This window comes from Sphingomonas sp. 3-13AW (assembly GCF_049311085.1).
Lineage (GTDB): Bacteria > Pseudomonadota > Alphaproteobacteria > Sphingomonadales > Sphingomonadaceae > Sphingomonas.
Genome location: NZ_JASNVZ010000010.1, coordinates 106625 through 130823, shown reverse-complemented (window position 1 = coordinate 130823; position 24199 = coordinate 106625). Strand labels below are relative to the sequence as shown.

The 24199-nt window shown below is 67.6% G+C and carries 21 protein-coding genes; 11 read left to right on the top strand and 10 right to left on the bottom strand.

Annotation, left to right across the window (positions count from 1 at the left end; translation table 11 throughout):
• Positions 1–3: 3 nt before the first annotated feature.
• Entirely contained in the window at positions 4–1095 is a 1092-nt protein-coding gene (locus QP045_RS12565; RefSeq protein ID WP_422515329.1) for an NAD(P)/FAD-dependent oxidoreductase, read from the bottom strand.
• Complete coding sequence (locus tag QP045_RS12560; protein WP_422515328.1) at positions 1092–2042, bottom strand: alpha/beta fold hydrolase; 951 nt, start codon at positions 2040–2042, stop codon at positions 1092–1094. Before QP045_RS12560 ends, QP045_RS12565 begins: the two co-directional genes overlap by 4 nt.
• 48 nt (positions 2043–2090) lie before the next feature.
• Between QP045_RS12560 and QP045_RS12555 the strand changes: the two genes are divergently transcribed.
• Genes QP045_RS12555 through QP045_RS12520 form a run of 8 tightly spaced genes read left to right on the top strand, consistent with a single transcriptional unit; the run spans position 2091 to position 9824 of the window.
• Positions 2091–2561 (top strand): A24 family peptidase, encoded by a 471-nt coding sequence (locus QP045_RS12555; protein WP_422515327.1) that lies wholly within the window; start codon positions 2091–2093, stop codon positions 2559–2561.
• A 50-nt stretch (positions 2562–2611) separates the two neighbouring features.
• Positions 2612–3649 (top strand): Flp pilus assembly protein CpaB, encoded by a 1038-nt coding sequence (cpaB, locus tag QP045_RS12550; RefSeq protein ID WP_422515326.1) that lies wholly within the window; start codon positions 2612–2614, stop codon positions 3647–3649.
• 1 nt (position 3650) lies between these two features.
• On the top strand, positions 3651–5159 hold the full coding sequence (locus QP045_RS12545; protein WP_422515325.1) for a type II and III secretion system protein family protein: 1509 nt from the start codon (positions 3651–3653) through the stop codon (positions 5157–5159).
• Positions 5156–5881, top strand: coding sequence for a CpaD family pilus assembly lipoprotein (locus QP045_RS12540; RefSeq protein ID WP_422515324.1), 726 nt, complete (start codon positions 5156–5158; stop codon positions 5879–5881). The genes QP045_RS12545 and QP045_RS12540 overlap by 4 nt, the downstream gene beginning before the upstream one ends.
• Positions 5881–7167, top strand: a complete 1287-nt coding sequence (locus QP045_RS12535; RefSeq protein ID WP_422515323.1) for an AAA family ATPase — start codon at positions 5881–5883, stop codon at positions 7165–7167. Before QP045_RS12540 ends, QP045_RS12535 begins: the two co-directional genes overlap by 1 nt.
• Positions 7168–7169: 2 nt before the next feature.
• Complete coding sequence (locus QP045_RS12530; RefSeq protein ID WP_422515322.1) at positions 7170–8147, top strand: type II secretion system F family protein; 978 nt, start codon at positions 7170–7172, stop codon at positions 8145–8147.
• 3 nt (positions 8148–8150) lie between these two features.
• Positions 8151–9149: a type II secretion system F family protein gene (locus tag QP045_RS12525; RefSeq protein ID WP_422515321.1), complete on the top strand. Its 999-nt coding sequence runs from the start codon at positions 8151–8153 to the stop codon at positions 9147–9149.
• 60 nt (positions 9150–9209) lie between these two features.
• A complete protein-coding gene (locus QP045_RS12520; protein WP_422515320.1) occupies positions 9210–9824 on the top strand; it encodes a hypothetical protein in 615 nt (204 codons plus the stop codon).
• 88 nt (positions 9825–9912) lie between these two features.
• On the opposite strand, the gene ppdK is transcribed toward QP045_RS12520, so the two are convergent.
• From ppdK to QP045_RS12505, 3 genes are all read right to left on the bottom strand, one after another.
• Positions 9913–12582, bottom strand: coding sequence for a pyruvate, phosphate dikinase (gene ppdK / locus QP045_RS12515; RefSeq protein WP_422515319.1), 2670 nt, complete (start codon positions 12580–12582; stop codon positions 9913–9915).
• Positions 12583–12678: 96 nt separating this feature from the next.
• A complete protein-coding gene (gene glyS / locus QP045_RS12510) occupies positions 12679–15006 on the bottom strand; it encodes a glycine--tRNA ligase subunit beta (RefSeq protein WP_422515345.1) in 2328 nt (775 codons plus the stop codon).
• Positions 15003–15869 carry a glycine--tRNA ligase subunit alpha gene (locus QP045_RS12505; protein WP_125959237.1) on the bottom strand — a complete coding sequence of 289 codons (867 nt, stop codon included), beginning with the start codon at positions 15867–15869 and terminating at the stop codon, positions 15003–15005. The genes glyS and QP045_RS12505 overlap by 4 nt, the downstream gene beginning before the upstream one ends.
• Positions 15870–16051: 182 nt before the next feature.
• Here QP045_RS12505 and QP045_RS12500 point away from each other — a divergent pair, with 182 nt between their 5' ends.
• The gene (locus tag QP045_RS12500; RefSeq protein ID WP_422515318.1) at positions 16052–16951 is read left to right on the top strand and encodes a TraB/GumN family protein; all 900 of its coding nucleotides are present in this window, start codon (positions 16052–16054) and stop codon (positions 16949–16951) included.
• On the opposite strand, the gene QP045_RS12495 is transcribed toward QP045_RS12500, so the two are convergent.
• Positions 16926–17831 carry a LysR family transcriptional regulator gene (locus QP045_RS12495; RefSeq protein WP_422515317.1) on the bottom strand — a complete coding sequence of 302 codons (906 nt, stop codon included), beginning with the start codon at positions 17829–17831 and terminating at the stop codon, positions 16926–16928. The genes QP045_RS12500 and QP045_RS12495 overlap by 26 nt on opposite strands.
• A 95-nt stretch (positions 17832–17926) precedes the next feature.
• On the opposite strand from QP045_RS12495, the gene QP045_RS12490 reads away from it, so the two are divergent.
• Positions 17927–18790, top strand: a complete 864-nt coding sequence (locus QP045_RS12490; protein WP_422515316.1) for an aldo/keto reductase family oxidoreductase — start codon at positions 17927–17929, stop codon at positions 18788–18790.
• A gap of 171 nt (positions 18791–18961) precedes the next feature.
• Here QP045_RS12490 and QP045_RS12485 read toward each other — a convergent pair whose 3' ends face one another.
• From QP045_RS12485 to QP045_RS12470, 4 genes are all read right to left on the bottom strand, one after another.
• Entirely contained in the window at positions 18962–19855 is an 894-nt protein-coding gene (locus tag QP045_RS12485) for a sulfotransferase domain-containing protein (protein WP_422515315.1), read from the bottom strand.
• Positions 19852–20697: a class I SAM-dependent methyltransferase gene (locus tag QP045_RS12480; protein WP_422515314.1), complete on the bottom strand. Its 846-nt coding sequence runs from the start codon at positions 20695–20697 to the stop codon at positions 19852–19854. The genes QP045_RS12485 and QP045_RS12480 overlap by 4 nt, the downstream gene beginning before the upstream one ends.
• An 83-nt stretch (positions 20698–20780) precedes the next feature.
• Complete coding sequence (locus QP045_RS12475) at positions 20781–21362, bottom strand: calcium-binding protein (RefSeq protein WP_422515313.1); 582 nt, start codon at positions 21360–21362, stop codon at positions 20781–20783.
• A gap of 118 nt (positions 21363–21480) precedes the next feature.
• On the bottom strand, positions 21481–22680 hold the full coding sequence (locus QP045_RS12470) for a hypothetical protein (RefSeq protein ID WP_422515312.1): 1200 nt from the start codon (positions 22678–22680) through the stop codon (positions 21481–21483).
• A gap of 175 nt (positions 22681–22855) precedes the next feature.
• On the opposite strand from QP045_RS12470, the gene QP045_RS12465 reads away from it, so the two are divergent.
• Positions 22856–24193, top strand: a complete 1338-nt coding sequence (locus QP045_RS12465; RefSeq protein ID WP_422515311.1) for an ATP-binding protein — start codon at positions 22856–22858, stop codon at positions 24191–24193.
• Positions 24194–24199 lie beyond the last annotated feature (6 nt).

The following is a 24199-nucleotide window of genomic DNA, read 5'->3' as shown; positions in this document are numbered from 1 at the left end:
GGGTCAGAACCGGCCGGGCCGGTATAAGTCCGCATCGACTCCGCGCGGCATCTGACCTCGATTCAGCAGCGCCGCGCAGAGGGCGGCGCCGGCGGGCGCGGTCTGGATGCCGAACCCGCCCTGGCCGGCGCACCAGAACAGCCCCTCGATCCTTGGGTCCCAGCCATAGACCGGAAGCCGGTCGGGCGCGAAGCTGCGCAGGCCGGCCCAGCGGCGCTCGACCGCCTCGACCCGCCAGTCGACGACGCGCTGCATGCGGTCGATCGCCAGCGCGACGTCGATTTCCTCCGCGGCGACATCCCCGGCCTCGACGGCCGTCTCGTCATGCGGCGTCAGCCACACCCGCCCGCCCGGCTCCGGCTTGAAATAGAATCCGCCTGCAGCATCCATCACGACGGGCAAGCCTGCGGGTGCAGGCGGATCGACGCGCAGTTGCACCATGGTCCGGCGATAGGGCTGGATCCCCACCGGCTCGGCTCCGGCAAGTTGGGCCACCCGATCGGCCCAGGCCCCCGCGGCATTGACCAGGACGTCGACGGTCAGGGTCTCGCCATCGGCGAGCCGCAGCTGCCACGCCCCGCCCGACCGACGCGCTTTCAGCAGTGCCGAATCGCAGCGAAGAACCGCGCCCAGCCGCCGCGCGCGTGTGAGAAACGCACCGTGCAGCCGCGCGACGTCGATGTCCGCGCAGCTCGGCATCCACAATCCCTGCCACGCACCCTTCAGGCCGGGCACGCGCAAGGCCGCGTCTTCGCGCCGCATTGCGATGCCCGATCCTTCGAATCGCGCGGCGAAGGCCTCGAGCGACGTCGCGTCCGTCGCGGGCGCAATCATCAACTCGCCGCGCTTCGACAGGAAGGACATGTTCCCGAACTCGGGGCCGGGATCCTTCAGGAACGGGCCGGATGCGCTGGTGAGAGGCTGCACGCCCGGTCCGCCATAGGTCTCGGACCAGAAGGCCGCCGAGCGGCCGGTGGCGTGGAAGCCGGGATGCGCCTCCGCCTCCAGCAGCACCACAGCGTCCTGCCCTGCGATCAACGCGGCAAGGCTTGCGCCGGCCATGCCCGCGCCCACGATGGCGATGCGCCGGCTCATGCCGCGACCAGCGCATCCTGGAGGAAGCGATCGATCTCCTGGATCGCACGATCCCGGATCGCGTCGGTTTCGCGCAGGAGTTCGTGGCGTGCCTCCGGGCCGAAGCGAACCAGCACCGCGCGCGGGAGCCGCTCGGCCACTGTAATCGCGGCGGCGGGGTCGACCAGCGCGTCCTTCTCGGCAACCAGCAACAGCATCGGCACGTCGAGCGTCGCGAGCGCGGGGTTCGCCGCAACCCCACGTGCGGACCGAAACGCCTCCGCAAGCCATCCCCAGCTGGGCGGTCCCGCGACATTCGTCGGATTCGCCTCGATCCACCACAGCTCATCCTCATAGCGTTCGCGATCGGAGGTGAGCAGCGTCTGACGGGCAGCGCGGGTGAACGGGCGCTCGTTCCGGCCCCACGCCCGCCGCCGCGCGAAACCGCGGCCGGCGAGCAGCCGCGCCGCGCGCTCGCCGAGACGTGGCCCGACCGGCGACTTCAGGCCCAGCATGGGGGCAACCAGCACGGCAGCGTCTGCCTCGACCCGGCCCTCGACCAGCGCGCGCAGCACCAGATGCCCGCCCATCGAGTGGCCGACGAGCACATGCGGGCCGTAGCTCTCCTCGCGCCAAGCTGCGGCAAAGTCGGCGAGATCCGCGACGTAGGTGTCGAACGAATCGATATGCCCGCAACGCGGGTCCTCGGTCAGTCGCCCCGATCCGCCCTGCCCGCGCCAGTCGAAGCTGGTGATCGACCAGCCGCACGCGCGCCAATGCGCGAAGCTCTCGAGGTATTTTTCGAAGACGTCGCCGCGCCCCACCTGGAACAGCATCGCGCCACGGTAGCCCTCACCTCCGGTCGCGGGCCAGTCGAACCGCCGGTGCTCCCACCCATCGGGCGCAATCCATCGGGTAATCCGCGCCGCGGACGGGATTGCACGGCGATACAGGGCGTGGGCTGCCATGGGCCACGGTTACGGTTTCGTAAGTGGCCCCGTCTAGGGGGTTGGGCGATGCAGGTGTCGCTTACCTCCTTTCTATTGCTCGCGCTGGTCGCCCTTTTGCTGTCGGCAGGAGTCGAGGACGTGCGCACGCGCGAGATCGCAAACTGGAAGAACGCCGCGATCGCCCTGCTCGCGCCGCTGTGGTGGGTTGCCAGCGGACTGACGCTGTGGCCCGGAGTCGCCATCCAGATAGCGGTCGCAATGCTGGTCTTTGGCCTGTTCGTTCTCGCCTTCTCGATGGGGCAGATGGGCGGCGGCGACGTGAAGATGATCGGCGCGCTCGCATTATGGCTGCCACCGTCGACGCTGTTGTGGATGCTGGTGTTGATGTCCCTGCTGGGCGGTGCGCTCACCCTTCTGATGCTTGCTGAAAAGGCATTGAGGAGGCGGAAACAGCTTCCCGAGATTCCCTATGGGGTGGCGATCGCGCTGGCAGCGCTGGTGGTGATCCGCGAACCCCTTCTTAACCAGTTCCGGTGACTGGCTGATGCCGCATCAACTCCGCCGCACGACGGAAAGGCTTCGACGTCATGGATTCTCGTAAAGTCCTGCTGCTGGTTGGCGCGCTGTTTGTGGCGGCGATCACCGCCTTCATGGCGCGCAACCTGATGCAGGGCGCCACCGCACCCGCTGCGGCCGCGGGCGGTGAGCCCACGGTCATCGCCGGCCCGAAGGTGCTGGTGGCCAAGCGGGCGCTGCCGGTCGGCACGATCATCGACCCCGGCGCGCTCGCCTTCCAGGCGTGGCCGCAGGATCTCGTCACCGACGCCTATTATACCGAAGGCTCACCGGACGCGACCAAGCTGGCCGGCACCGTCGTGCGCTACGCGATTCCGGCCGGCCAGCCGATCACCCAGGGCGCGCTGGTGAAGCCCGGCGACCGCGGCTTCCTGGCCGCAGCGCTGGGCCCGGGCATGCGCGCGGTGACGGTGCCGGTTTCCATCCAGAGCGCCGTCGGCGGCTTTGTGTTTCCCGGCGATCGCGTCGACCTGATCCTGACGCAGACGATCGAAGGCGGCGGCGACGGCGCTCCACTCCGGGCGTCCGAGACGATGCTGCGCAATCTGCGCGTGCTGGCGACGGACCAGCGCACCGACAAGCAGGTCGACGACAAGGGCAACACGGTGGTGAACGCCTTCTCGACCGTGACGCTGGAGGCGACGCCCCGCATCGCGGAAAAGATCGCCGTCGCGCAAACCGTGGGCCAGCTCACATTGTCGCTGCGCTCGCTGGCAGACAGCAGCACCGAACTGGAAGAAGCGATCGCAAGCGGTGACGCCACCCTGCCGGACAGCGACGATCCAAAGGCGGAACAGGCGGCGCTTGCGCGCCTCACCAGCCGGCCGGTCGAAGGCTCCGTCACCTATTCCACCGGCGCGGACGTGTCGCGCTTCCAGCGCAGCTCCGTTCCCGGCAAGCCGCGAAGCGATAACGTCGGAATGTCCGGGGTGCCGATTATCGCCGGTCCGGGCATGATCAGCGGCGCGAACACGGCGGTTTCGGGTCCCTCCGTCCGCATCGCGCGCGGAAGCGCGCTTACCGTCGTCCCGGTTGGGGGGAGGAACTGACATGCGCATCCGGGCCCGGCTTATGAGCACGCCGTTCGCGCTGATCGCCGCCTTGGCGGCAGGCGCAGGCGCCCCCCTCCCGCTGGCGGCTCAAACAGTGGCGTCCTCGCCGCCAGTGGTTCAGATGAACACCGGGCGGGGCCAGCTGATCAACCTGCCGGATGCAATGACCGACGTGTTCGTCGCCGACGACCGCATTGCAGACGTTCAGGTCCGCTCCGCGCGCCAGCTCTACGTGTTCGGCAAGAGCGTAGGCGAAACCACGGTCCACGCCACGTCGCGCTCTGGCGCGACCATCTATGCCGCCACCGTCATGGTTGGGAACAACATCACCACCGTGGGCGAGATGCTCGCGATGGCGATGCCGGAGGCGCAGATCACCGCCACGCCCATGAACAACATGGTCCTGCTCACCGGCACCGTCCGCTCACCCGAGGACATCGCCGAAGCCCAGTCGCTGGCGCAGGCCTTTGTCGGCGAGGGCACGCGTGTGCTCAGCCGGCTCAAGACGGCGACCCCGTTGCAGGTCAACCTGCAAGTCCGCATCGCTGAGGTAAGCCGCAGCTACGTCAAGAACATCGGCGTCAATCTCACCTCGCGGGATACCACGGGCGGGTTCCAGTTCAACATCGGCCAGGGCCGGCAGGGAACGATCACCGGCGGCGGAACCAACATCTTCCCAGTCCCGCCGGGTGTAGGCTCGACCATCGGCGGCGCAGGGCGGCTGCTGGGCCTGGACCTGCTCGCCTCGCTGGACCTGGGCGAGCGCAACGGCCAGGTGACGACGCTCGCCAACCCGAACCTCACGGCGGTGTCCGGGGAAACCGGCACCTTCCTGGCCGGAGGCGAAATCCCGATCCCGCTTGCACAGGGGCTCGGCGCCACCTCCGTCGAATACAAGCAATATGGCGTCAGCCTTGCCTATACGCCGACCGTGCTGTCGGACGGTCGCATCTCGTTGCGGGTCCGGCCGGAGGTATCGCAGATCACCAACACCGGAGCAGTTCAGCTCGCCAACGTCATCATTCCGGCGCTTACGACCCGCCGCGCCGAGACGACGGTGGAACTGGGTTCCGGCCAGAGCTTCATGATCGCGGGCCTGCTGTCGAACAGCCACGACAATTCGGTCAACCAGACACCCTTTCTGGCCAACCTGCCGATCATCGGGTCGCTGTTCCGCTCCAACGCATTCCAGCGCAACGAGACGGAGCTGGTGATCGTGATCACCCCCTATTTGGTGAAGCCAGTCGACGCGAACCAGATCGTGCTGCCGACCGACCATTACCGCGCGCCGGATGACGCCGACCGCGTCCTGCTGGGCGCCGGGATCAGCGCGACGCCGGCCGGTCCGCGCCCGGTCCCGACGCTCGCTCCGTCAACCGCCGGGCGAGCTCCCGTCGTCGGCGCCCCGCTGCCGGCGGGTCCCAATCTGCCGGTGTTCGCCGACGATCGCCTGAGCAAGCGCAAGAACAAGAAGGCGCCCGCAACGCCGGGCTTCAGCAACCAGTGACGCTGCCGTTGGAGAAGAACATGTACTCGCGTCTCGCGGTGGTGGCATGGTCCGCCCCTGCCCTGCTCCTCGCCGCCTGTGACCCTGGCGCCAACCGCGGCATCGAATCGGTCCACCAGCCGGTCGTGTCCCACAGCGAGTATGCCGTCGACCTCGCGATGACCCCCTATGGTCTTGGCGAAGGCGAAGCCGGGCGCCTTGCCAGCTGGATGGCGAACCTCAGGCCGGGGTATGGCGACCGTATCGCGGTGGAGGATCCGAGCGGCTCCACAGGCGCCCGTCGGCAGGTGGCCAGTGAAGCTGCTCGTTACGGCCTGCTGCTGGCAGACACCGCGTCCGCGACGGACGGCGGCGTCGCCCCGGGCACGCTGCGTGTCGTGGTCACGCGCGGTTTCGCAAGCGTGCCAAGCTGCCCCCAGACTGACCGCTATGAACCCCATACCATGGATGCGCACACCGCCTCCAACCACGGCTGCGCGATCAATTCTAACCTCGCCGCAATGGTCGCCCGTCCGGACGATCTGGTCCACGGCCAAGCCGGCACCGGCATTGCCGATCCCGTCAACGCGACCAAGGCGGTCGAAGCCTATCGCCGCAAGCCAAGTACCGCCCTCGGCGGGCCGGCGGGCGGCGCGACTGCCGGCAGCAGCGGTGGCGGCGGGATGGGCGGTGGCTCGGGCACAGGCCTCGAATCCGGCACGACCGGGATGGCAGGAAACTGATGGCTGATCGTCCCGCTACCCGAGAGCCTTTTGCCGGCTTCGTTACCGACGACGCCTCCGCCGACATTCTACGCCCGATCGTCCACTCGTTCGGCTGGCAGGCCGACAAGGTGCAGCGCGGCGACCTCCGCAGCGCGGTGCAGGCGTTGTCGGTTGCGTCGAGTCCGAACCTCCTGTTCGTGGATCTCTCTGAGACGAGCGACCCGATCAGCGACATCAATGCGCTGGCAGAAGTCTGCGAACCCGGCACCGTGGTGATCGCCGCGGGGCAGGTGAACGACGTGCGGCTCTATCGCGATCTCCTGGCGAGCGGCATCCAAGATTATCTCCTGAAGCCCCTCAATCCCGACGCGGTGCGAGACGCCTTCACGCAAGCGCAAACGCTGCTGACCGCACCGAAAATGGGTGAGCCCGCCCCAGTCCAACGCCCGCACTGCGCGGCCGCCGTGATCGGCACCCGCGGAGGTGCTGGCGCCTCTACCGTCGCCACCTCGCTCGCCTGGCTGCTGAGCGAGCGCGCCGGGCGCACCACCGCGCTCCTCGACCTTGATGTGCATTTTGGCATCGGCGCGCTCGCCCTCGATCTCGAGCCCGGGCGCGGCCTCACCGACGCGATCGAGAACCCGAGTCGGATTGACGGACTGTTCATCGAACGCGCGATGGTGCGCGCGTCGGAGCGGCTGGCAGTGCTCTCGGCAGAAGCTCCCATCAACAGCCCGGTGCTGACCGACGGCAGCGTGTTTCGCCGCCTGCGCGAAGAGATGCGCAACGCCTATGAATGCACCGTGGTCGACCTGCCGCGCTCCATCCTCGTCAACCATCCGCAGCTGGCGCAGGAAATGCCGGTCGTCATCGTCGTGACGGAATATACGCTGGCCGCTGCACGCGACGCGATCCGGATCCTCTCCTGGCTCAAGAGCAACGCGCCCGAAGCCACGGTGCTGCTGCTCGCCAACCGCGTCCATCCGGCCGCGCAGATGGAGATCAGCCGCAAGGATTTCGAAACCTCGATCGAGCGGGCCGTCGATTATCAGGTACCGTTCGACCAGAAGCTCGCAGTGCAGGCCGCCAAGCTCGGAAAGCCTCTGGCGGAGATCGGCAAGGGCACCAAGACGGTAGCACCTCTGGTGGACCTCGCCGCGAAAGTCGTCTCGATCGCCGACGACCTAGCCGGGGGCAACGACCGGCGCGCCGGCGCTGCGGCCGCGGGCGGCGGCGCGCCGTCCCTGCTCGGCAGGCTCGGGCAGCTACGGTCCCGCCTGGGCAGTGGGGTGGTGAAACGGTAAGCATGAACCCGATGCCGTTCCTGTTGCTGATCCTCGGCTCGGGATTGGTACTGCTGCTGCTGGCGTTCGCCTTCATGGGGCCGTCGGTGGAGAAGGCGCGGGTGCGCCGGCTGGCGGCTATCCGCGAGCGGCACCAGGTGACATCCCGCGGCGCGAGCATGGACGCACAGATCCGCCGCATCACGACCGCACGCGCCTCGCGCATGGACGTAGCAGCGGGCCGACTATTGCCGAACCAGGCCCAGCTTCAGCAACGACTGTCGATGACCGGCAAGAACTGGACCGTCGGCCGCTATGGGCTGGCGACGCTGGGGATCGCCGTGATTTCGATGGTGTTTCTGTGGATGCAAGGGATGCCGCTGCTCCTCAGCTTCTTTCTCGCGCTGTTCCTGGGTGCCGGCATCCCGCACAAGGTGGTGAGCTTCACCATTAACCGACGCGTCAAGAAGTTCACCGCGAAGTTTCCGGACGCGATCGAGCTTCTCGTTCGTGGCCTAAGGTCGGGACTGCCGATCACCGAAACCATGGGCGTGGTCGGCCAGGAAGTGCCAGGACCCGTTGGCGAGGAATTCCGGGCGGTTTCGGACCGTATGCGGATCGGGCGCACGCTCGACATGGCGCTCCAGGAAACGGCTGACCGAATCGGCACGCCCGAGTTCCAGTTTTTCCTGATCACGATCGCGATCCAGCGCGAAACCGGCGGCAACCTGTCGGAAACGCTCAGCAACCTCGCCGATGTGCTGCGCAAGCGCGCGCAGATGAAGCTCAAGATCAACGCGATGTCGTCGGAGTCGAAGGCGTCGGCGTACATCATCGGCTCGCTGCCCTTTGCGGTGTTCGGCCTGATCTGGTTCGTGAACAGCGCCTATCTCGCCGCGTTCTTCACCGACCAAAGGCTGATGGTGATCGGCATTGCCGGCGTCATCTGGATGGGGCTTGGCGCCTTTGTGATGTCCAAGATGATCAGTTTCGAGATCTGATCGATGCTGAGCAATCCCGAGGGACCGACGATCCTGGGCGTCGACGTGCTACTGGTGGCAACGCTGCTCGCCGGCGTCGCCGCCTTTGCAGTTCTGATCGCGATCTACGCCGCCCTGTCGGTTCGCGATCCAATGGCCAAGCGCGTCAAGGCGTTGAACGAACGGCGCGAACAGCTCAAGGCGGGGATCATCGCCCCCGTCTCGCGCCGGCGCGCGCAGCTTGTGAAGAAGAACGAGACGACCGACTGGATGCGGTCGGTGCTATCTTCGCTCAAGGTGCTCCAGGACGAGCAGCTCAAGAGCGCGCAGACCAAGCTCCTGCAGGCGGGCATCCGCTCGCGCGAATGGGCGGTCGCGGTGATCTTCGGACGGCTGGTGCTGCCGATCATCATCGGCGGGCCGGTGATATTCCTGGTCTATGGCACCGACACCTTCGCAACCTGGGGTCCGCTGAAATCCTACCTGCTCGTCGCGGGCTCACTGATCTTCAGCTACAAGGCCCCGGACATCTACCTCAAGAACCAGATCACCAAACGATCGACGGCGATCCGCAAGGGCCTGCCCGATGCGCTCGACCTGCTGGTGATCTGCGCGGAAGCGGGCCTGACTGTCGATGCCGCCTTTGGCCGGGTCGCACGGGAACTGGGGCGCGCCTATCCCGAACTGGGCGAGGAGTTCTCGCTCACTGCGATCGAACTGGGCTTCCTGACCGAGCGGCGCCAGGCGTTCGAGAACCTCACCCAGCGCATCGACCTGGATGCGGTGCGCAGCGTCGCCACCACCATGATCCAGACCGAGAAATATGGCACGCCGCTGGCTTCTGCCCTGCGCGTGCTGTCCGCCGAGTTCCGGAACGAGCGCATGATGCGCGCGGAAGAAAAGGCTGCGCGCCTGCCCGCGATCATGACCGTGCCGCTAATCCTGTTCATCCTGCCCACGCTGTTCGTGGTGATTTTGGGACCTGCCGCCTGCTCGATCTCGGACGCGCTGGGCTCGAAGTAGCGGCCGAGGAACGGAGGGTTCGGACAGATCGTTGACGGTCCGAATCGATCGGAGGCCGCCATGCTGTTCCACACGCCTACCCAATATCTCGTGCTCGTTCTTTGCCTGGTCGCCGGCTGGCTGTTCGGCCTTGCCTCCAGCTCCGGCGGTCGCAAGTGGCGCGAGCGGCACCATGCCGAGGAAGTCGAACATCGCCGCTATCGGGAAGAGGCCGCGGCCGAGTTGAAGGCTCGCGACGTGCGAATTCGCGAGCTGGAAGCGGAACGCGACCGCGCCTTGCGCGCCGCCCCGGTCGAGACCGTCCATGGCGGCACCGTCTACAACGATCCCGTGCGAGGTGGCACGGCGCCGCTTGCCGCGACGACTGCTGCGACCGCCGCGACTGCGCCACTGGCCACCGACACCCATCGTAGCGAAGGCCTTGGCGGCTGGTTCGGCTGGGGCCGCGACAACCTCTCGCGGATTCGCGGCATCGACGAGGTACGGGAGCGCGAACTCAACGATCGCGGCATCAAGACCTTCAAGGCCATTGAGACGATGAGCACCGACGAGGAGCAGACGCTGGAGGCCCAGCTGCGTCTCGCACCGGGCACGATCGCCCGCGAGGGCTGGCGGGAGCAGGCCGCGATGATCCGCGAAGGCCGCGACGACGAGCACATCCGCCGCTGGGGCTAAGTCTCTGTCGGGTCACTGAACCCGATGGGAGGGGCTCGACCAGATCGCGCCCCTCCCGTCACAACTCCAGCCCCAGCCGGGCCGCTGCTTATTGCTTGCGGGCGGCCAGCGCTGCCTGTGCCGCTGCAAGCCGTGCGATCGGCACGCGGTACGGGGAGGCGGAGACGTAATCGAGCCCCGCCTTCTCGCAGAAGGCGATCGAGGCGGGATCGCCGCCATGCTCGCCGCAGATGCCAAGCTTCACGTCCGGCCGGGTCGCCCGGCCACGCTCGGCTGCGATCTCGATCAGCTCGCCCACGCCCTCGACGTCCAGGCTCACGAACGGGTCGCGCGCGTAGATGCCCTTGTCGACGTAGACGCCCAGGAAACGTGCCGCGTCGTCGCGGCTGACGCCCAGCGTCGTCTGGGTCAGGTCGTTGGTGCCGAACGAGAAGAACTCGCCCACACGCGCGATCTCACCCGCCTTGAGCGCCGCCCGCGGCAGCTCGATCATGGTGCCGACCAGATAGGTGATCGTCCGGCCCTTTTCGGCGAAGACCGCCTGCGCCGCCGTGTCGACGACGATCTTCATCAGCTCCAGCTCACGGGCCGTGGCCACGAGCGGGATCATCACTTCCGGGATCGGTGCTTCGCCGGACTTCCCCGCGACTTCGCACGCCGCCTCGAAGATCGCGCGCGCCTGCATCTCGTAGATCTCGGGATAGGTCACGCCCAGCCGGCAGCCGCGATGGCCCAGCATCGGGTTGAACTCGTGGAGTTCGGCGGCGCGCCGCTTGAGCTGTTCGACGCCCACGCCGGCCGCTGCCGCGACCTCGACGAATTCCGCCTCCTCATGCGGCAGGAACTCGTGGAGCGGCGGATCGAGGAGGCGGATGGTGCAGGGCAGCCCCGCCATCACTTCAAAGATCTCGACGAAATCGCCACGCTGTTCCGGCAGCAGCTTCTCCAGGGCTGCGCGACGGCCCTTCTCGTCCTCGGCCAGGATCATCTGCCGGACGGCAGTGATCCGGCTGCCCTCGAAGAACATGTGTTCGGTGCGGCAGAGGCCGACGCCCTCCGCACCGAAGTCGCGGGCGGTGCGACAGTCGAGCGGCGTCTCGGCATTGGCGCGCACCCGCAGGCGGCGGACGCCGTCGGCCCATTCCATCAGCGTGCCGAAGTCGCCGGCAAGCTCGGGCTGAACCGTCGGCACCGAACCTGCCATCACCTCGCCCGTGGAGCCGTCGATGGTCAGCGTGTCGCCCTCGCGGATCTCCCGCGTGCCGATCCGCATCACGCGCGCACGGCTATCGATCGATAGCGATCCGGCACCCGACACGCAGGGGCGTCCCATGCCGCGCGCAACCACCGCCGCATGGCTGGTCATGCCGCCGCGCGCGGTCAGAATGCCCTTGGCGGCGTGCATCCCGTGGATATCCTCCGGTGACGTCTCGACGCGCACCAGGATGACCGGCTCCCCGGTGGCGGAGCGGCGCTCGGCCGTCTCGCTGTCGAACACGGCGGCGCCCGATGCGGCGCCCGGCGAAGCGGGCAACCCCTTGGTCAGCACGTCGCGCGGCGCATCCGGGTCGAGCGTCGGGTGGAGCAGCTGGTCGAGTGCAGCCGGATCGACGCGGGCGACCGCTTCCTCGCGGGTGATCAGCCCCTCTTCGGCCATGTCGACCGCGATCTTGAGCGCAGCCTTGGCCGTGCGCTTGCCCGAGCGCGTCTGCAGCATCCAGAGCTTGCCCTGCTGCACCGTGAACTCGATGTCCTGCATGTCGCGGTAATGCCGCTCCAGCCGGTCGAACACCGCCGCCAGCTCGGCATAGGCATCCGGCATCGCCTCTTCCATCGACAGCGGCTTGGCACCGGCGGCCTCGCGCGCGGCCCGGGTCAGGTACTGCGGCGTGCGAATACCCGCGACCACGTCCTCGCCCTGCGCGTTGATGAGGAATTCGCCGTAATAGGCGTTCTCGCCCGTCGCGGGGTTGCGCGTGAACGCAACGCCCGTGGCAGAGGTGTCGCCCATGTTGCCGAACACCATCGCCTGCACATTGACGGCAGTGCCCCAGTCGCCCGGGATGTCGTTCAGCCGGCGATAGACCTTCGCCCGATCCGCCTGCCACGATCCGAACACCGCGCCAACCGCGCCCCACAGCTGGTCCTGCACGTCCTGCGGAAACGGCTTGCCCCACAGCTCCTCGACCAGCGCCTTGTACTCGGCGACCAGCTTCTGCCAGTCCTCCGCCGTCAACTCGGTGTCGAGGTTGTAGCCATTGTCTTCCTTGGCGATCTCCAGCGCTTCCTCGAAGCGGCCGTGGTCGAGCTCAAGGACGACATCGGAATACATCTGGATGAACCGGCGATAGCTGTCCCAGGCGAAGCGTGCGTCGCCCGATGCTGCCGCCAGCCCCTCGACCGTCCGGTCGTTGAGGCCCAGGTTCAGCACCGTGTCCATCATGCCCGGCATCGACACGCGCGCGCCGGAACGTACCGACACCAGCAACGGATCGGCAGCATCGCCGAACTTCTTGCCGGTCACGCCCTCGATATGCGCGATCCCCTCGGCCACTTCCTGGCGCAGCGAGTCCGGGAAGCTCTGCCCCTCCTCGTAATAGCGGGTGCACATCTGGGTGGAGATGGTGAAGCCCGGCGGCACCGGCAGGCCGATCGAGGCCATCTCCGCGAGGTTGGCGCCCTTGCCGCCCAGCAGCGTCTTGTCGCCAGAGCCCCCGTCCGAAACTCCGCCGCCAAAACGGTAAACGTACTGCGTCATCGTGGTTCCTTGCGTGGGTTGGAGTGCGTTCCTGGGGAGGAGGATCACAAACCAGACCTTCGGACGAAGGATAGCATTAGCGCATCGGGCTGTCCGCTATCCTTCGATCCGTGAGAAGTCAGCCACCCGGTGCACCGCTGCGCGAACTCGCGCCAGCAGCGCGAGACGCGCCGTGCGCTTGACGGGGTCGGCATCGTTCACGGTGACCTGCTCGAAGAAGCCGTCAATCGGCGCCCGCAGCGTCGCGAGTGCCGCCATCGCCCCTTCGAAATCCTCGTCCGCAATCGCCTTGGCCGCGCGCGGCTCGGCAACGTCGAGCGCCGCCATCAGCGCGTCCTCGGCCGGTTCGGGCTGGTAGGAGAGCGACTGTGCGCGTTCTCCCTTCGCAAATTCTGCCACCGCCGCGGTGAACTCACCCTGCTCCACCTCGACCAGCGGATCTTCTTCGCCCGTCTGCGGAATGCCGTCAGGCTGGCCGCCGGCAAAGGGATGGCTGGTGCCGTCATACTCGGTCCGGCCCTGGCGATCGACCGCCTGGTTGGCCAACTCGTCCTGATGACGCGTGCCGGGCTCGGCCACCGCGTGCTGCTCGGGAGCGGCGTAGCCCTCCTTCTTCAGGATGTTGGCCGCGCGCTTGTAGCCGGCGAGCAGGTTTGTGCCGTCCTCGGTGGTCACGAACCCCTGCAACGCATGCACCCGCGCCAGCAGCCGGACGAGATCGTCCTCGCCACCCAGCGCGAACACCGCGTCGATCAGGTCGTGGCGAACGCCGGCCTCCCGCTGCTGCACCTTCAGGCGATCGGCGAAGAAGTCGAGCACGTCCGCCCCGGCCACGTCGCCAAGCGGCAGGCGCAGCTTATTGTCGAGCAACAGCGCGATCACGCCCAGCGCCGAACGCCGCAGCGCAAACGGATCCTTCGATCCGCTCGGCTTCAAGTCCACGCCGAAGAACTGGGTGATGCTGTCGAGTTTGTCCGCCAGCGCCACCGCGACCGTCACCGGCGCGGTCGGCACGTCGTCGCCCTGCCCGACCGGCTTGTAATGGTCGCGGATCGCCTCGGCGACTTCCTGCGGCTCGCCCTGGGCTGCGGCATAATAGCCGCCCATCAAGCCCTGCAGTTCAGGGAACTCGCCGACCATGCCGGTGACGAGATCGGCCTTGGCGAGCCGTGCCGCGCGCTCGGCCATATCGGCCAGCCGCTCGCGATCGGCGCTCACCGTGCCGGCGGCGACGTCGCGCGCGTCTACCGGTGACGACGAGGGGTCGAGCGGCAGCTCGGTGCGAACCGGCGCGTGGCCGGCGCCGACGATCCCCTGCTCGACCAGCCAGCGCGCAAGCTTGGCGACGCGATCGACCTTCTCGGCGACGGTGCCGAGCTTTTCGTGGAAGACGATCTTCTCGAGCTTGGGGGTCAGGTCCTCCAGTCGGGTCTTGAGGTCCGTCTCGTAGAAGAACTTGGCATCCGACAGCCGCGCGGCCAGCACCTTGCGGTTACCCTCGACGATCTTGTCGCCGCCATCCTCGGGGTCAATGTTGGCCGTGCAGACGAATGCACTCGCCAGCTTCCCCTCGCCATCCCGGCAGACGAAGTACTTCTGGTTCACACGCGCGGTGAGCTGGATCACCTCGGGCGGCACCGACAGGAAGCTCTCGTCGAAGCGGCCGAGCAGCGGCATCGGGAATTCGGTGAGGCCGGCGTTCTCGAACAGCAGCCCCTCGTCCTCGACCAGCGTCAGGCCGGCGGCCTGTGCTGCGAGCTTGGCGCCGATCGCGATGCTCGCGCGGCGCTCGGCACCGTCGACGATGACGTGGCAGGCGCGCAGCTTTTCGACATAGTCGCCAGCGGATCCGATGGTGATGGCGCCCGGATGGTGGAAGCGATGGCCGAGCGTCGCCGCGCCCGATTCAACGCCGAATACCTCGAACGGCACCACCGCGTCGTCGAGCAGTGCGACGATGCCCTGGAGAGGGCGCACCCAGCGCGGGCTCTCGGTCGATACCGATGCCGCGCCCCAGCGCATTGCCTTGGGCCACGGAAAGGCGCGAACCACTGCCGGAACGGCTTCCGCGAGCACATCGGCGGTCGCGCGGCCCGGCTTGTCGCTGACGGCGAACAACACTCCGTCGCGCTCGACCAGATCCTCGCGCGTCAGGCCTGTCTTGCGCAGGAACCCCTCCAGCGCCTGCGGCGGCGCGGAGGCGCGCGGGCCCTTCACTTCCTCTCGGACCGCCTCGGTGGCGAGCGGAAGGCCGCGCGCGATCAGCGCCAGCCGGCGCGGGCTGGCATAGGTGACGATTTCGGTCGCCTTCAGCCCGGCCTTGCCGAGTTCGGCAGCAAACAGCTTCGCCAGGTCCTCACGCGCGCGCTCCTGCATGCGCGCCGGGATTTCCTCCGAGCGGAGTTCGAGGAGAAAGTCGCTCATGCCGTCCACCCCGGGAAGCGTGCCTGCCATTCGGGCGTCTTCTTCTCGATCCACGCGGCGCATGCGCCCTTCGCGAGATCGCGCACGCGGCCGATATAGGCCTGGCGCTCCGCGACCGAGATCACGCCGCGCGCCTGCAACAGGTTGAAGGTGTGGCTGGCCTTGATCGCCTGCTCATAGGCCGGGATCGGAAGGCCGGCGGCAAGGCAGCGCTCGCACTCGGCCGCAGCCTTGCGGAACTGGTCGAACAGCGTGTCGGTGTCGGCGACCTCGAAGTTCCAGGTCGACATCTGGACCTCGTTCTCGTGGAACACGTCGCCATAGGTGACGCCCGCGTCGTTAAACGCCAGGTCGTACACCGAATCCTTGTTCTGGATGTACATGGCCAGCCGCTCGAGCCCATAGGTCAGCTCGCCCGCCACCGGCTTGCAGTCGAACCCGCCCATCTGCTGGAAATAGGTGAACTGGGTGACTTCCATGCCGTCGCACCAGACTTCCCAGCCCAGGCCCCATGCGCCCAGCGTCGGCGACTCCCAGTCGTCCTCCACGAAGCGGATGTCGTGGCGGGTGAAATCGATGCCGATCGCGGCCAGCGAGCCCAGGTACAGCTCCTGCAGGTCTGCGGGGCTGGGCTTCAGGATCACCTGATACTGGTAATAATGCTGCAGCCGGTTCGGGTTCTCGCCATAGCGGCCGTCGGTGGGACGGCGACACGGCTGGACGAACGCGGCGTTCCACGGCTCCGGCCCCAGCGCGCGCAGCGTGGTGGCGGTGTGAAAGGTGCCGGCGCCCATCTCCATGTCGTACGGCTGGAGGATGAGACAGCCTCGATCGCTCCAATAGTCATGGAGCGTGAGGATCATGCGCTGGAAGCTGAGTGGCTCGGACACGCCGGCGCTTTGACCCATGGCCCCGGAGGGGTCAAGCATCGAGCCCGTAGGAGCGGCCAGAGCGGGCATGTTTCCGGGCGCATTGTCGGCGCGGCGCCGCACCCGCGACGCTCCTGCCGCTTCTGCTCTGCGGCTTCAGGGCCTATGACACGCCGATGCCGTTTGTCCGCCTGCTCCTTGCCGCCGTCGCACTGTTCTTCGCGGGGCCTGCCGCGCGGCCGGCCGCCGCGCCCGCCAAGCCGGCGCTGTGGGTGGTTCGCGATGCCGACACGACGGTGTACCTCTTTGGATCGGTGCACGAGCTGCGCCCGGACCTCGCCTGGTTCCAGGGGCCGGTGCGTCGCGCATTCGAGGCAAGCGACGCGCTGGTGCTCGAACTCATTGCCCCGCCCGAGGCGGAGGTGCAAGAAGCGCTCCGCCGCGCAGCCCCGCCCGCCGACGCCCCGCCCCTCCCGGAGAGGCTTCCGCCCGGCTATGCGAAAAAGCTCGCTGCTGCGACCCGCGCCGCGGGCTACCCGGAGGGCGCATTCGACCGCATGGACCCGTGGCTGGCTGCCACCTCGCTCTCGATCCTGCCGCTCCGTCGCAATGGGTATCGACGCGAGGCGGGGGTGGAAGCGGTTCTCACCAAAGCCGCGGCCAGGACGGGCAAGCCTGTCGAAGGACTGGAAACCCAGGGCGACCAGATCGCGATCTTCGACCAGCTCCCGGAGGCAGAGCAGATCACGATGCTAACGCGGGTGCTGGACGGGCAGGACGCGGCGACCGAGACCATGCGCCGCACCGCCGAAGCATGGGCGCGGGGCGACACCGACGGGCTTGCTGCGATCGTGTCCGAGGACCTGCGCCAGACCTCTGACGTGGTGCAACAACGGGTGTTGGCCGACCGCAATGCCGCCTGGGCCGACTGGATCGTCAAACGGATGGCCCGACCGGGCACGGTGTTCGTTGCGGTCGGCACCGGCCATCTGGTTGGGCGCGGTTCGCTGCAGGACGCGCTTGCCGCCCGCGGGCTCACCGTCCGCCGGCTTACCCCTGCGCCTGCGAACCCCTGACGAAGTCGACGAACGCGCGCAGGGGCGCCGGCACCAGGCGCCGCCCGGGATAATAGAGAAACGGCCCGGAGAAGCGCTGCCACCAGGGCTCCAGCACCGGCTCCAGTGCGCCCGTGTCCAGCAGCGGCCGCAGCCAGTCCTCGAACAGATGAACGATGCCGCTGCCCGCGACCGCGGCGTCGACGGCAAGGTCGGTCCCCGCCCCGGCCCGGACCACCAGTTGCCCCGGCGGCTCGACCCGCACCACCTCCCCGTCCCGCTCGAATTCCCACCCGGGCATGACCCCGCTTGCAAAGCGCGAACGGATACACCGATGCGCGAGCAGGTCGCGGGGGTGCTCGGGCCGCCCATAACGGCCGAGGTAGGCAGGCGCTGCGGCCGTGGCGAAGCGCTGTTCGCGCGGGCCGATCGGCACCGCGATCATGTCCTGCTCCAGCCGCTCGTCATAGCGGATGCCGGCATCGCACCCCGCGTCCAGCACGTCGACGAAGCTCTCCTCCACCACCAGCTCGAGCCGGATGTCCGGATAGGCTTCGAGGAAGCCCGGCACGATCGCCGGCAGCACCAGCCGTGTCGCGCTGACCGACACGTTGAGGCGCAGCGTCCCCGCCGGCCGGTCCCGGAAGCCGTTGACCACATCGAGCGCCGATTCGACCTCCGCCAGCGCCGGGCTCAGGCGATCGAGCAGGCGAGCGCCCGCCTCGGTCGGGACCACGCTGCGGGTGGTGCGGTGAAGCAACCGCACCCCCAACTTGGTCTCAAGCCGGCGGACCGCTTCGCTCAAGCGGGAGGGACTGGTCGATTCCGCGCGCGCAGCCTCGCGGAAGCCCGCCGAGCGCGCCACCGCGACGAAGGCTTGGAGATCACCCAGTTCGGCCATTGTTCGCCTTTCCGCACAGCCCGTGCCGATCAGCACGGATACCCGCGCAGCAGCAGCGCGGCTAGCTTGGAGATCAGACGAACAGGAGACTTCCGATGCCTGCCAACGACACCTTCCTCCTCGGCGACCGCCCGGTAAAGCGCCTCGGCTATGGCGCGATGCAGCTTGCCGGCCCAGGCGTATTCGGCCCTCCGCGCGATCGCGCCGCAGCCCTGGCCGTGCTGCGCGAAGCCGTCGCGGCAGGCGTGAACCACATCGACACCAGTGATTTCTACGGCCCGCACATCACCAACCAGCTCATCCGCGAGGCACTGGCGCCCTATCCGGACGACCTCGTGCTCGTGACCAAGGTCGGTGCCGTCCGCCCGGCCGACGGGTCGTGGCGGCCCGCCCTGGGCCGCGAGGAACTGATCCAGGCAGTGCACGACAATCTCCGCAATCTGGGGCTGGAGCAGCTCGAGGTGGTCAACCTGCGCATCATGTTCGATGTGCACGGGCCGGCCGAAGGCTCGATCGAGGCGCCGCTAACGGTTCTCGCCGAGCTTCAGCAGCAGGGGCTGATCCGCCACATCGGTCTCAGCAACGTTACCCCGGCGCAGATCGCTGAAGGTCGCGCGATCTCTCCCATCGTCTGCGTCCAGAACCAATATAATCTCGCGCACCGCGGCGACGACGCGCTGATCGACGCGCTCGCGGCCGACGGCATCGCCTATGTTCCGTTCTTTCCGCTCGGCGGCTTCAGCCCGTTGCAGTCGGAGACGTTGAACCGCGTAGCGCAGGGCCTCGGCCACAGCCCCTTGGCCGTGGCGCTGGCATGGCTGCTCCAGCGCGCACCCAATTTGCTGCTGATCCCCGGCACGTCCTCGGTCGCGCATCTGCGCGAGAATCTGGCCGCAGCCGAACTGGTGCTTCCGCCGGAAGCGATTGCTGCTCTCGACGGGATTGGTGCCGCCGCGTGAGCTAGCACCGGACCCCGGGGGCCGGAAGCGCCCGGTTCCGCCCCCCAGCAGCCCAGGTCTCCAGCGTTCGAGGCCCGGCAATGTCCGGGCGGCGGGAGGATCGGGGAAAGACCGGCCGTCGCCTGCGGTACTGCCGAAGATGCCGCGATGCCCCCGGCGGGAGTTACAGTCTCATTGCCAGGGGACACGCCGCCCCAGCAGCTCTTCAAGCTCACACCGGTAGGGCGCGAAGAGCTTGGCAAGCTCGGCTCGCTCGCCCGCCGACACCTCGAACCGGAAGAGCCGGTCGATCTGCCGGGGCGTCACCCCCTCGACTCCGCGGCGGACGGCCCGCCCCGCCAGGCTCGACGGTGGCAGCCGCCGCGCAAGCCGCATCGCCAGAAAGCTGCGGCGGGCATTGAGCTGCTCGTAGAGCGAAGGGACTTCGAACGGCGCTGCGCCGAGATGCGCAAATAATCGGCGCGCGGTATTGGCCTTGGCCTCATCGGGCGCAATGTCCTCCTCATACACCAGGACCAGCAGCGGTTCGCGCCCGAAGGCGGCGAACCAGTGGCGCAGGTGCCGGGCGTACATGCCCATGGAGGCGATGCCGAGCACCCATAGATGGTCGAGAATGGATGCGTCGGGAGGGATCCGCCCCTGGTTGATATGATGGTGAAAGGCAGAGACGGCGCGGTCAACCGGATTGCGCAGGGTCGCCACCAGCCGCAGCTGCGGCCGCAACTCGGCGAGCCGGGGCGCGAAGTCGTGAAATTCGCCTGGGACCTTCTCATCCCGCGGGTCGACGTGATTCCACAGATAGTTCGGGGTGCATTCGCCGCGCAGTTGGCCGGGCGCCGCATCCGCGAACTGCGCCGCATACCAACCCTGCTCCCGCCCCGGCACGGGCGCCCTGTTGAAGAAGTGCAGTTCCTTGGCGGGCGGAATGAACACGTCCGGGTGCTGGCTCAGCACATGATGGATCCAGGTGGTCCCGCACTTCTGCGCGCCGACCACCAGGAAGTCGATCGGCAGCGGTCCTTCTGCGGCGGCTACAGCCGGCTGCCGATCCAGGGCGAGGCTCATCGAACCCGCCGCGCGAGATAGAGCATGTCGCGAAAGCGTGAGCGGTAGGGCAGCACCAGCGGAACCGGCTGCCCCACCAGCTTCTTGACCAGCGCCTTCGCCGCCCAGACCGGCGTATCGAGCCGCACCAGGTCCCGCGCGTAAGGCTCGAACCCCGCCTCCCTCAAGAACGCGTCGAGTTGGGGCCGCCCCGCAAAGACCAGATGGTCGGGAAGGTCCAGCCGGTCGGGATAGCTTTCAGCACGGTCGAGTTCGGCACCATTCCCCGTCATCAACACCAATGTGCCGCCGGGACGGACCAGCCGCCGGATGTCCGCCAGGAAGGCGCCGGGATCGGGCAGGTGCGAAAACACGTTGATCAGCGACACGAAGTCGAAGCTGTCGGAGACTTGCGCCAGGCTTTCCGAGGTTACCGGCAGGCCACGTGCCCGCGCGTGTGCAGCTTTTGCCGCCATCGGTTCGATCCCGCGGATACGGGAGCCGGCAGGCACCACATCCCGCAACGCCTCGATCAACTCACCAAAGCCCGCGCCGATGTCGAGCCAAGAGACCGGATCCTGTCCCAGCTCCTGTGCCAGAACCCGGCGCATCCGCGCCCGATATCGCGCCAATTTGCGACGACTGGGCGCGTAGACGACCGACAGCGCTCCGGCTTCATGCCGGTGCTGCCCCGTGCGTGTTGCCTCGCTGATGCTGTCGTCGGCAGGCCGCGGGGAAACATAGACCAGCCCGCAGCCGATGCATTTGACGGCGGAATAGCCGTTCTCGCGCCCCCAGGGCGATGCCTCCCGCTGATCGCAAAGCGGACAGGCTACCGCCACCGACGCGGCGCTCGTTGTCATCGGCTCCTCGCCCGCCAAGGCCCCGGCCCCGCGTGTCGCGGGACCGGGCCCCTGGGGGACCAGCCGGAGTGCTGGAGCCTCGCTCACGCGGCTTGCGAAAGGCCGCCGGTGTAGCCCAGGCTCGCGAGATAGTCCTCGAGCGCCGTGATCTCGCGACCCTGTGCCTTGTTCTGGATGTTGGTGATCACATCCGCGAGCCAAAGGTCCTGCGTAGAACCGTTATCCGAGGTCAGCGTCAGCCGGACGTCGAGGCGAGCACCATCGGCGTAGAGGCTGTCCGGAAGCTCGGCCAGTTCAGCGGCCGTGATCATCACGCCGTTCTTGAGCAACAAGCTATCGCCTTGCGTCAGCTTGAAGTCCTTGATGATATCGACCGTGCCATTGGTGTAGTTGAAGTCGTCGAATACGAACTTGTCGGCGCCATAGCCGCCGAACATAAAGTCGCTTCCGGCGCCACCAAACAGGATATCGTCGCCCGAGTTGCCCTCGAGATAGTCGTTCCCCTGCTGACCCGCGAGGTTGTCGTCACCCGATCCACCCTTGATCTTGTCATTGCCATAGGTGCCATTCAGGCGATCATTGCCTGCATCGCCCTTCATGACATCCGCGCCGCTTCCGCTGGCGACGATGACGCTGTTCCCGGACGTCCCATTATAATATGCCATGTCTTCCTCCCAACATGCGCGTTTTCACCCGTTCCTGGGCAAGATGCCCTGAAGTTGAGTCGTGCCGTTCTGATGCTGCGCAGTAATCTTACTAGTGCGAACGTCCTGTTCGTGACAATTACTTGGAAGTCATCTGGAGACGAGAATAGTCCGAAAGGGATCGTTCGCTTGTCTCGCTCCATTCTGGAGGGTTTTCAACGCCCGTGAGCCGCAGCAACTCACTCGCGACCTCGTCCCAGTCCGCAATGTCCCCTGGCGAACCGCGTCCCTGGGACAAAGCGGCACGCAGTGCCTCCACGGCGCTTTCCGGCCGCTGGAGATCATAGGGGAATGCCCCGGGGATCATTCCAACGGCGAAACCGGGCCCGACCACCGGCAGACCGCAATAGCGATATTGCAGGTTCTTCAGGCTGGATTCGGCGAGATAGGCGAGGCCGGACGCGCCACGATACAGCGCCAGGCCGACGTCGGCATGCTGCACAAACGGCACGAGCCGCTCGAACGGCTGCTCTCCCCAGGCAGTGAGATTGGCGGGAGCCACGAAATCCAGGGCCGTGCGGCCGAAATAGTGGAATTGCACGCTCGGAAACGCGCGAGCCAGCCGCTCAAGCAAGGGCTGGTCCAGCATCATGTCACCGATCAGCACCGCGTTCGGACCGGCGAGATAGGGGGAGACGGATGCCCGATCGAATGCGCGACGGTCGATCCCGTGACGGACCAGCGCCGCCCGCGCGCCGGTTAGATCATCCAGCAGTGCCGCCGCCGGCACCCGCACCAGGTCATAGCGCGGCGCATCGGCACGCAATCGCCGATCCAGCCCCGGATGCATCCCGACCACCGTCAACCGGTCGCTCATGCTGTAGAGAATGCGTGCATCCGGCGCGATCCCACGGATGCGACGGAACAGCGCGACCGCAGCGCAGCTTTCGATCACCACCAGCCGCGCCTGACGGAGCGGCCGTACGACCGCGCGGGGCAGCAAGGCACCGTAGAAGGAAATCAGCGGCGCCGTCAGCCGCTCCGCCAGCCAGCCGCGCACACTCACGGGATGCACCGGCGGCACCCAGAGGAACCCACGCATCCCGTCCGCGGGGTACCAGCGGTTGCGCGGCGCACCCGCGGCCGCAGCTTCGGCGAGCTTGCCCGCGCCACGCAGTTTCGTGAGCCAACTCAGCTGGGTCGTAACGACATGTACCTGGTACCCGCGCCGCGCGAGCGCCTCTGCCAGGAAGACCATGCTGGTCTTGCGCCCGCCCAGCCCCACCGTCTGCTGTGTGAACAGGAACGCAATCCCCGGCTCCGCGGGGTCCCGCTCCACATGTACCGGCAATTCGTCCACAATGCTCCGCCCCGGCAATCCACGGACCTCTATCCGGCCGCCCGGGCAAGGGGCATCACAACTGTGACCCCGGCAAGTCGGGAAAGGTTCAATACTGCCGCATCTCTTAAGACGGCGGCTTCATTATTACTGGCCGCTCCCATACAACTTCGTCATGGCAGAATATGACGCGACGCGTGGATGGTGGCAGCAGTGGGTGGCGGCGGCGAACCGCCTCCTGCGCTGGGCATTGAACGAGCGCCCCGCGCGTTCAGCAGCGCCCATGAACCGGGGAGCATCGGCACCACTTGCCGACGCGCGGCATCCTATAGCCGGTTCAGATCGATCCGATCTGAAGGAGACCACGGCGCCCGTCATCGCAGCATCGGGCGCACAGACGCCAGCAGATCGCTTCGGCCAGGCGGTGGGCGCGCGATCGCAGCGGGCGCGGGTGGTCGCCGCGTTCAACGCATCCCAGCCGGTAGACGACCGCTACGAACTGCTCGGGCGCATGGCCGAGCTCAACCGGCTGGTGGACGGGGTGGTCGAGCGGCGCCAGCACGCCATGATCTTCGGCGCCCGCGGGTCGGGCAAGACGTCGCTGGCCCGGATCTTCGGCGACCTTGCCGACGAGGCGGAATGCGTCGCCATCTATCATGCCGCGACCGGCGACACGGGCTTTGCCGATCTTCTGCGGCCGTACCTTCCCTTCCTGATCACCGAGGCCCGGCCGGCGGGCCGGGCAGCGCTGGCCGCGCTCGCCGACCGCGACTTCACGGCGCGCGAGTTCGTGAGCGCGGCAGCCCCGGCGCTGACACGCCGTGTGTTCCTGATCGTCGACGAGTTCGATCGGATAGGTTCGGCAGACACCAAGGCGCAGATGGCGAGCCTCCTCAAGCTTCTGTCCGATACCCGCGCCTCGCTCCAGTTCCTGCTGGTGGGCATCGCTGCGGACGTGGACGAGTTGCTCGAGGCGCATCCATCGCTGCGCCGGCACCTAGTGGCGGTGCCGATCCGCCCCTTTGACGGCGCCGCGGCGCATGCCGTGATCGAGGAAGGCGCGCGGCGTAGCGGCATCGTCTTCCCGACGGAGGCGCGGGCAGCGATCGCTGCTGCGGCTGCGGGTTCTCCCTATCATGTGCGGCTATTCTGCCAGGCCGCGGCACTGGCGGCCGTGGAGGCGGGCCGCATGTCCGTGGACGCGGCGGCGGTACGTGCAGGCCTGCGCGCGAGCTTGCAGGACTGGGCGAGTGTCAACGCCTCGGCTGCGGCGCTGTTCGACCAGCTGGCCGCGCGACCGGAACTGCGCGAGCGGCTGCATGCGCTCGCCCGTGACGCCGCCGCGCACCAACGGGTGGCCGCCGACCGTGTACCACAGGCCCTCGCCCCCGCCTTCAGTTTCACGCCGACTGGCAGCGCGGTGTTCGTGGACTCGCTGGCGCCGCAATTCCTGCTCGCACGCATCCAAATCGCTGCCGATGAGCCCGCGTTGCGCGTGGCGACGGCAGTCTGACCGATC

Coding starts and splice junctions, on each gene's coding strand:
- QP045_RS12560 (WP_422515328.1), bottom strand. CDS start 2,042: ATGGCAGCCCACGCCCTGTATCGCCGTGCAATCCCGTCCGCGGCGCGG.
- QP045_RS12525 (WP_422515321.1), top strand. CDS start 8,151: ATGCTGAGCAATCCCGAGGGACCGACGATCCTGGGCGTCGACGTGCTA.
- QP045_RS12495 (WP_422515317.1), bottom strand. CDS start 17,831: ATGGCCGAACTGGGTGATCTCCAAGCCTTCGTCGCGGTGGCGCGCTCG.
- QP045_RS12490 (WP_422515316.1), top strand. CDS start 17,927: ATGCCTGCCAACGACACCTTCCTCCTCGGCGACCGCCCGGTAAAGCGC.
- QP045_RS12530 (WP_422515322.1), top strand. CDS start 7,170: ATGAACCCGATGCCGTTCCTGTTGCTGATCCTCGGCTCGGGATTGGTA.
- QP045_RS12520 (WP_422515320.1), top strand. CDS start 9,210: ATGCTGTTCCACACGCCTACCCAATATCTCGTGCTCGTTCTTTGCCTG.
- QP045_RS12535 (WP_422515323.1), top strand. CDS start 5,881: ATGGCTGATCGTCCCGCTACCCGAGAGCCTTTTGCCGGCTTCGTTACC.
- cpaB (WP_422515326.1), top strand. CDS start 2,612: ATGGATTCTCGTAAAGTCCTGCTGCTGGTTGGCGCGCTGTTTGTGGCG.
- QP045_RS12505 (WP_125959237.1), bottom strand. CDS start 15,869: ATGATCCTCACGCTCCATGACTATTGGAGCGATCGAGGCTGTCTCATC.
- QP045_RS12545 (WP_422515325.1), top strand. CDS start 3,651: ATGCGCATCCGGGCCCGGCTTATGAGCACGCCGTTCGCGCTGATCGCC.
- QP045_RS12465 (WP_422515311.1), top strand. CDS start 22,856: ATGGCAGAATATGACGCGACGCGTGGATGGTGGCAGCAGTGGGTGGCG.
- QP045_RS12555 (WP_422515327.1), top strand. CDS start 2,091: ATGCAGGTGTCGCTTACCTCCTTTCTATTGCTCGCGCTGGTCGCCCTT.
- QP045_RS12485 (WP_422515315.1), bottom strand. CDS start 19,855: ATGAGCCTCGCCCTGGATCGGCAGCCGGCTGTAGCCGCCGCAGAAGGA.
- glyS (WP_422515345.1), bottom strand. CDS start 15,006: ATGAGCGACTTTCTCCTCGAACTCCGCTCGGAGGAAATCCCGGCGCGC.
- ppdK (WP_422515319.1), bottom strand. CDS start 12,582: ATGACGCAGTACGTTTACCGTTTTGGCGGCGGAGTTTCGGACGGGGGC.
- QP045_RS12500 (WP_422515318.1), top strand. CDS start 16,052: ATGCCGTTTGTCCGCCTGCTCCTTGCCGCCGTCGCACTGTTCTTCGCG.
- QP045_RS12480 (WP_422515314.1), bottom strand. CDS start 20,697: ATGACAACGAGCGCCGCGTCGGTGGCGGTAGCCTGTCCGCTTTGCGAT.
- QP045_RS12475 (WP_422515313.1), bottom strand. CDS start 21,362: ATGGCATATTATAATGGGACGTCCGGGAACAGCGTCATCGTCGCCAGC.
- QP045_RS12565 (WP_422515329.1), bottom strand. CDS start 1,095: ATGAGCCGGCGCATCGCCATCGTGGGCGCGGGCATGGCCGGCGCAAGC.